Here is a 6,357-nt window from a genome sequence, read left to right as displayed (position 1 = left end):
GCAAATATTTAAACATCCGCAAGGGGTCGATAGCATTGCGGCCGTTGTCCAGACAGTAGTTTGCTTTCAATTCATCGTACACGAAAGTGAAGTCCACCAGCTCGTTAATCTGGCGCAGCATGTTATCCTTAGGCACGATGAGATCGTAAAGCGCCGTGTAAGGGCTGAACGCAAATGAAATTTGGGGCTGGAACAATGGGCTTCACGCCTTTCGATGTAATACATTAATTATACAGCAAAAAAGGTACTGCTCTCTCAATGTATTTGAGGGACGGTACCTTCTTTGTTTAAAGGACTTTTTCAGTGGCCTCGAAAATTTCCAAGGGGGTTAGTAGAACAATTAACCGATCGAGCCTTCCATCTCAAACTTGATCAGACGGTTCATTTCCACCGCATATTCCATCGGCAGCTCTTTCGTAAACGGTTCGATAAAGCCCATAACGATCATTTGTGTTGCTTCAGCTTCGGATAAACCGCGGCTCATCAGATAGAACAATTGATCTTCTGACACCTTCGATACCGTTGCCTCATGCTCCAGCGTAATATTGTCGTTCATAATTTCGTTGTAAGGAATCGTATCGGACGTCGATTCATTATCCAGAATCAGCGTATCACATTTGATATTCGCTTTGGAGCCTTCGGAATTGCGGCCGAAGGAGGCCAGACCACGATAGGTTACCTTACCCCCATGCTTACTGATTGATTTGGATACGATTGTCGAAGTTGTATCCGGCGCCAAGTGTGTCATTTTAGCACCGGCATCCTGATGCTGGCCTTTACCTGCAACTGCAATCGATAATACCATACCTTTTGCGCCGCGGCCTTTCAATACGACTGCAGGGTATTTCATCGTCAGCTTCGAGCCGATGTTTCCGTCTACCCATTCCATCGTCGCATTTTCTTCGGCTACCGCACGTTTTGTAACCAGGTTATAAATGTTTGGCGCCCAGTTTTGGATCGTTGTATAACGAACGCGGGCGTTTTTCAAGCAAAGAATTTCAACAACGGCACTATGCAGCGAATTCGTGCTGTATACAGGAGCTGTACAGCCTTCTACATAATGTACGTGGCTGTCTTCGTCAGCGATGATAAGCGTACGCTCGAATTGACCCATATTCTCAGAGTTAATCCGGAAATAAGCCTGCAGCGGAATTTCACATTTCACGCCCTTAGGAACGTAAATGAAGCTGCCTCCAGACCAAACTGCGCTGTTCAACGCGGCGAATTTGTTGTCGTTTGGAGGAACAATCGTGCCAAAGTACTTTTTGAAAAGCTCCGGATGCTCGCGAAGCGCTGTGTCGGTATCGGTAAAGATAACCCCCTGCTTCTCGAGATCCTCCTGCATGCTGTGATAGACAACCTCCGATTCGTACTGAGCGGATACACCGGCCAAAAACTTCTGTTCCGCTTCCGGAATCCCCAGTTTATCGAATGTTTCTTTAATTTCAGTAGGAACTTCTTCCCATGTTTTACCTTGCTTCTCGGATGGGCGAACATAATATTGGATATCGTCAAAATCAAGTTCATCCATGTTGCCGCCCCAACGAGGCATTGGCATCTTGTTGAACTGTTCAAGCGATTTGAGTCGGAATTCAAGCATCCATTCCGGCTCATTTTTAATCTCGGATATCGTTCTGACGATTTCAGGCGTCAGGCCTTTACCGGACTGGAATACCGCTTTGTGCTCATCGCGGAAGCCATATTTGTACTCTTCCATTTCTGGCATTTTCTTAGCCATCATTCTCAACCTCCTGTTAATTTAATCTTACTTGCTGCTTTCGATTCCTTTGCGCAGAGCATTCCAAGCTAATGTAGCGCACTTAATCCTTGCCGGAAACTTGTTAACGCCTGATAAAGCTTCGAGATCCTCATATTCATCAAACTCGACCGGTTCGCCTTTCATGAGACCAGAGAATTTCTCTGCCATTTCTAGCGCCTTGTCAAGTGTTTTTCCCTTCACAGCATCGGTCATCATGGATGCGGACGACATACTGATCGAACAGCCTTCTCCCGTAAATTTCGCTTGTTTAACAATCCCATCCTCAAGCTCCATCTGCAGAGAAATGCGGTCTCCGCAGGTCGGGTTGTTCAGATTGATTGTAACCGCCTCATCCTCAAGGGTGCCGCGGTTCCGGGGATTTTTGTAATGATCCATAATGACTCTGCGGTATAAATCATCCAATTGCATGACCGAAGAACTCCTTTGTTTTTATTAGCGAGCTTACTAAACGATCCACATCGTCTTCGGTGTTATAAAGATAAAAACTCGCTCTGGCCGTTGCCGACACTTCCAGCCAACGCATAAGCGGCTGGCAGCAGTGATGGCCTGCACGGACGGCAATCCCGTCGCTATCCAGAACAGTTGCCACATCATGGGGATGCACGTCATCAAGATTGAATGTCACCAATCCGACTCGACCTTCCCGCGGACCGTAGATCGTTATGCCATCAATCTCCGATAACCGGTCGTAAGCCAAACCGGCAAGCTCAGCTTCATGACGATCTATTGCGTCCAGACCGATTTCTTCCAGAAAATCGATGGCAGCGCCAAGTCCGACTGCGCCGGCAATAATCGGGGTGCCGCCTTCGAATTTCCAAGGCAGCTCCTTCCAAGTGGAATCATACAGATCCACGTGGTCGATCATTTCACCGCCGAATTCAATCGGCTCCATCGCTTCCAGCAGCGCTTTTTTGCCATACAAGGCTCCGATGCCCGTAGGTCCGCACATTTTGTGACCTGACAAAGCATAGAAATCACAATCCAGATCCCGCACATCGACTTTCATATGCGGTGTGCTTTGCGCGCCGTCCACGACCATAACAGCGCCATTGCGATGGGCAATCGCTGTAATTTCCTTAATCGGGTTAATCACGCCAAGCACGTTGGAAACATACATGACGGATACAACCTTCGTGCGCTCCGTGATCGTTTTCTCGACATCGGATACTTCTATTGTACCATCCGGCTGCATCGGAATATACTTTAATGTTGCTCCAGTCGCCTTAGCCACCTGCTGCCATGGAATCAGGTTGCTGTGATGCTCCATTGGCGTGATGACGATCTCATCGCCCTCGCCGCATACGGACCTGGCATAACTCGAAGCGACTAGATTTAATGCCGTTGTTGTACCTCTTGTAAAAATAATCTCCTGTGCACTTGACGCATTAAGAAAACGGGCAACTTTTTCACGTGCACCTTCATAGGCATCCGTAGCTCTTGATCCAAGTGTATGAACGCCGCGATGCACATTCGAGTTTTCCCACTCATAATAATGGTTGATTGCATCAATAACGGATCTCGGCTTTTGAGATGTCGCCGCATTGTCCAAATAAACCAATGGGTGTCCATTTATCTCCTGATGGAGAATCGGAAAGAGCTCGCGGATTTCCTTGGCATTCATGATCCAAGCTTCCTTTCAAGCAGCTTCTGCAATTGCTCGCGTACCGATTCGATCGGAATCTCGGAAACAACAGGCGCAAGGAAGCCGTGGATAATTAATCGTTCGGCATCCTGTTTCGATATGCCGCGCGACATCAAATAATAAATTTGCTCGGCATTTACTTGGCCGACGCTGGCCGCATGGCCTGCCTTAACATCATCTTCGTCGATGAGAAGAATCGGATTGGCGTCACCGCGGGCTTTCGGGCTAAGCATCAGAACTTTCTCCGTCTGCTCTCCGTTCGCTTTCGTTGCGCCCTTCTCGATTTTGGTAATGCCGTTAATGATCGCGGTCGCTTGGTCCTTCATGACCGCACGGGTTACCATCGTGCTCTCCGTGCTGCGCCCAACGTGTACAGCTTGCGTAGTTAAGCTCATTTTCTGCGAAGCGCCGCCAATGCTGATCACTTTTGCATCGGAGGTCGATCCGCTTCCATTCAAAATCGTTAGCGTATCGGATAGGATGTTGCCATCATGCAGGTCGCCAATGACCCATTCCATGCGTCCGTCATTCTCAACGACCGCGCGGCGAATCGTCATATCGATGACACTGTCGGCCATATGATGTACGGATGCGAATTGAACCTGGGCGCCGGCCTTAACAAACACTTCAACCATCGCTTGATGAATGGAAGGGCCAGTCTCTGCTTCGAATGCGGAAACGACATGATCCACATAGGTTACCCGGCTGTGATTGTCAGCAATCAACAAAATATGCGGTGCAAAGGTAGCCTCCGCATCATCGCTAAACAGCAGTGCTTGCAAAGGCAGCTCCACTTCGACATTTTTCGGCACGTAGATAAAAACGCCGCCGTTCCAAAGTGCCGCATGAAGCGCGGTCAATTTATTCTCATCCTTACGGATTGCCGTAAACAAATACTTCTGAACCAGCTCCGCGTGATCGCGTGCTGCTGTTTCAAGATCGGTGAAGATAACGCCCTTGCTTTGGAGTTCAGCCGCCAATTGCTTGAGCACAACACTTGAATTGCGCTGAACGAGCAGGTTGGCCGATGCTTCAGCAGGCACCAAGCCGCGAACCGACTCCGGCAGCTGATCGGAGCTTGATATTGCATCATTCTGCTTGTATTGTCCCAATGCGCCTAGTTCCCAACGGTCAATGCGCATTTTCTCAGGCTTTGGCCACTCCAAGGTTTCCGCAGCTTCAGCCGCTTCAGCGCGAAGCGCCGTCAGCCATTCCGGCTCCTGCTTGTTTTTGGAGAGCGCTTCTGCTGAGCTCCGATTAATTGGAGTCGTAATTTGAGTACTCATAATTTTGCCATTGCTCCCTTCTTCGCTCAAACCTGGCCGACAGTTTCATCGACTATGCCGAGTTCTTCTTTAACCCAGTCATAACCTTCGTTTTCCAGACGCTCAGCAAGCTCAGGACCGCCGGACTTAACAATGCGCCCTTGCATCATGACATGGACAAAGTCAGGAGTAATATAGTTAAGCAAACGCTGATAATGCGTAATAATCAAAAAGCCGCGTTCTTCGGAGCGCATGCTGTTAACACCGGCTGCAACAATTTTCAGCGCATCGATATCCAAGCCGGAATCAATCTCGTCCAAAATGACGATTTTCGGGTCAAGCAGCATCATTTGCAAAATTTCGTTACGTTTCTTCTCCCCGCCTGAGAAGCCTTCATTCAAGTAGCGGTGAGCGAACTCGGTGTTCATCTCAAGCTCCTTCATTTTGCCTTCCATTTGGCGGATAAACTTGATCAGGGAGAGCTCGTTGCCTTCACCGCGGCGGGCATTGATCGCGCTGCGCAGAAAGTCGGAATTGGTTACGCCCGTAATTTCGCTCGGGTACTGCATAGCAAGGAACAGTCCGGCGCGAGCACGCTCGTCGACGCCCATTTCCAAAAGATCTTCATCATTAAGCAAAACTGTGCCTTCCGTTACTTCATACTTCGGATGACCCATCAAAGCGGATGCCAACGTACTTTTACCTGTACCGTTCGGGCCCATGATGGCATGAATTTCTCCGCCCTTAATATTTAAATTGATCCCTTTTAAAATTTCTTTTCCTTCAATGGTCGCTTTCAGACCGTTGATTGAGAATTGTGTAGACATGTTTTTCAAAAACTCCTTCCGATGTTTGCAATGGTTGTATACATTAAAATTATTTTTAACTGATTCTCAATGATTCTCAATAATCATTCTATAATAGTTCTCGTTACAAATCAATAAACGGATGCTTCGCTGCATGTTATGAAAGCCTTATCTTTCAAGCGCCACCTTGATCTGGGCGACTCTCAAATTAAATTCGCTGTCTCCCAAAACAGGGATTTTTGTTCGCATTTCGAGCTCGTCCTCCAGCTTTACCCACGATTTGCATCCCGTATACGCAGGCTTGATCGGAATGTCCGTCGGCTGTTCGAGCCGATACATGCGCACAAGCAGAAGATGCAGCGGTTTATTTCGCTTCCACTTCAACCGTTCCTCTGCAAAAGTATCCGTCCATATATGAAAGTCGCGCAGCCGATCTAATGTTTCCTGGTCGCGTATTTCGATATCTTCCGTTACTTCGCCGTAAGCGCGCAGCGTAACATTCAAGTTCCCTGGATCCCATCCGGATAGGGTATCGTCTAACATTCCCTGAAAATGCGGTTTAAGCAGCCCCTTCTTCTGGTGCTCGAACGTGGGCATCAGATAGAAAGCCGGACTCAGCAGCTCAAAATCCCGTGTTTCCTCAACAATTCCGCCCTTGCGCAAAAGCATGATTTGCTTGCCTTCCAATAATGCCTCAATTGCCACTGCCCATTCCTTTAAAGCAACAGGAACCGATGATGTGGCCGATTGACTTTCCATTGACCTCTCCTCCTTTCTCTCTCTCTTTCCTTCATTATAACAAGCGGGGTATTCCAACGCGAAAAAATATTCGATATACTAGGTTGTGACGAACCGGACTTACGA

Annotated in this window: 7 protein-coding genes; all 7 read right to left on the bottom strand. The window is 48.1% G+C overall.

Annotated features, from left to right (window positions below):
- Nucleotides 1-196: transposase (locus IEW11_RS24160; protein WP_505800013.1), on the bottom strand; the 196-nt coding region annotated here is incomplete at its 3' end.
- A 144-nt stretch (nt 197-340) separates the two neighbouring features.
- Entirely contained in the window at nt 341-1,738 is a 1,398-nt protein-coding gene (gene sufB, locus IEW11_RS24155; protein ID WP_188533663.1) for a Fe-S cluster assembly protein SufB, read from the bottom strand.
- 27 nt (nt 1,739-1,765) lie between these two features.
- Nucleotides 1,766-2,188, bottom strand: coding sequence for a Fe-S cluster assembly sulfur transfer protein SufU (gene sufU, locus IEW11_RS24150; protein ID WP_188533662.1), 423 nt, complete (start codon nt 2,186-2,188; stop codon nt 1,766-1,768).
- Nucleotides 2,175-3,401: a cysteine desulfurase gene (locus tag IEW11_RS24145; RefSeq protein ID WP_188533661.1), complete on the bottom strand. Its 1,227-nt coding sequence runs from the start codon at nt 3,399-3,401 to the stop codon at nt 2,175-2,177. The genes sufU and IEW11_RS24145 overlap by 14 nt, the downstream gene beginning before the upstream one ends.
- Complete coding sequence (sufD, locus tag IEW11_RS24140; RefSeq protein WP_188533660.1) at nt 3,398-4,708, bottom strand: Fe-S cluster assembly protein SufD; 1,311 nt, start codon at nt 4,706-4,708, stop codon at nt 3,398-3,400. Before sufD ends, IEW11_RS24145 begins: the two co-directional genes overlap by 4 nt.
- A 26-nt stretch (nt 4,709-4,734) precedes the next feature.
- Complete coding sequence (gene sufC / locus IEW11_RS24135; RefSeq protein WP_188533659.1) at nt 4,735-5,514, bottom strand: Fe-S cluster assembly ATPase SufC; 780 nt, start codon at nt 5,512-5,514, stop codon at nt 4,735-4,737.
- 147 nt (nt 5,515-5,661) lie between these two features.
- Nucleotides 5,662-6,252 carry a DUF1802 family protein gene (locus IEW11_RS24130; protein WP_188533658.1) on the bottom strand — a complete coding sequence of 197 codons (591 nt, stop codon included), beginning with the start codon at nt 6,250-6,252 and terminating at the stop codon, nt 5,662-5,664.
- Nucleotides 6,253-6,357: the final 105 nt, after the last annotated feature.

It is taken from the genome of Paenibacillus abyssi, from assembly GCF_014640295.1.
Taxonomy (GTDB): domain Bacteria; phylum Bacillota; class Bacilli; order Paenibacillales; family Paenibacillaceae; genus Paenibacillus_D; species Paenibacillus_D abyssi.
The sequence above is the reverse complement of the archived record's forward strand: the minus strand, read 5'-3'. Positions and strand labels throughout refer to the sequence as shown.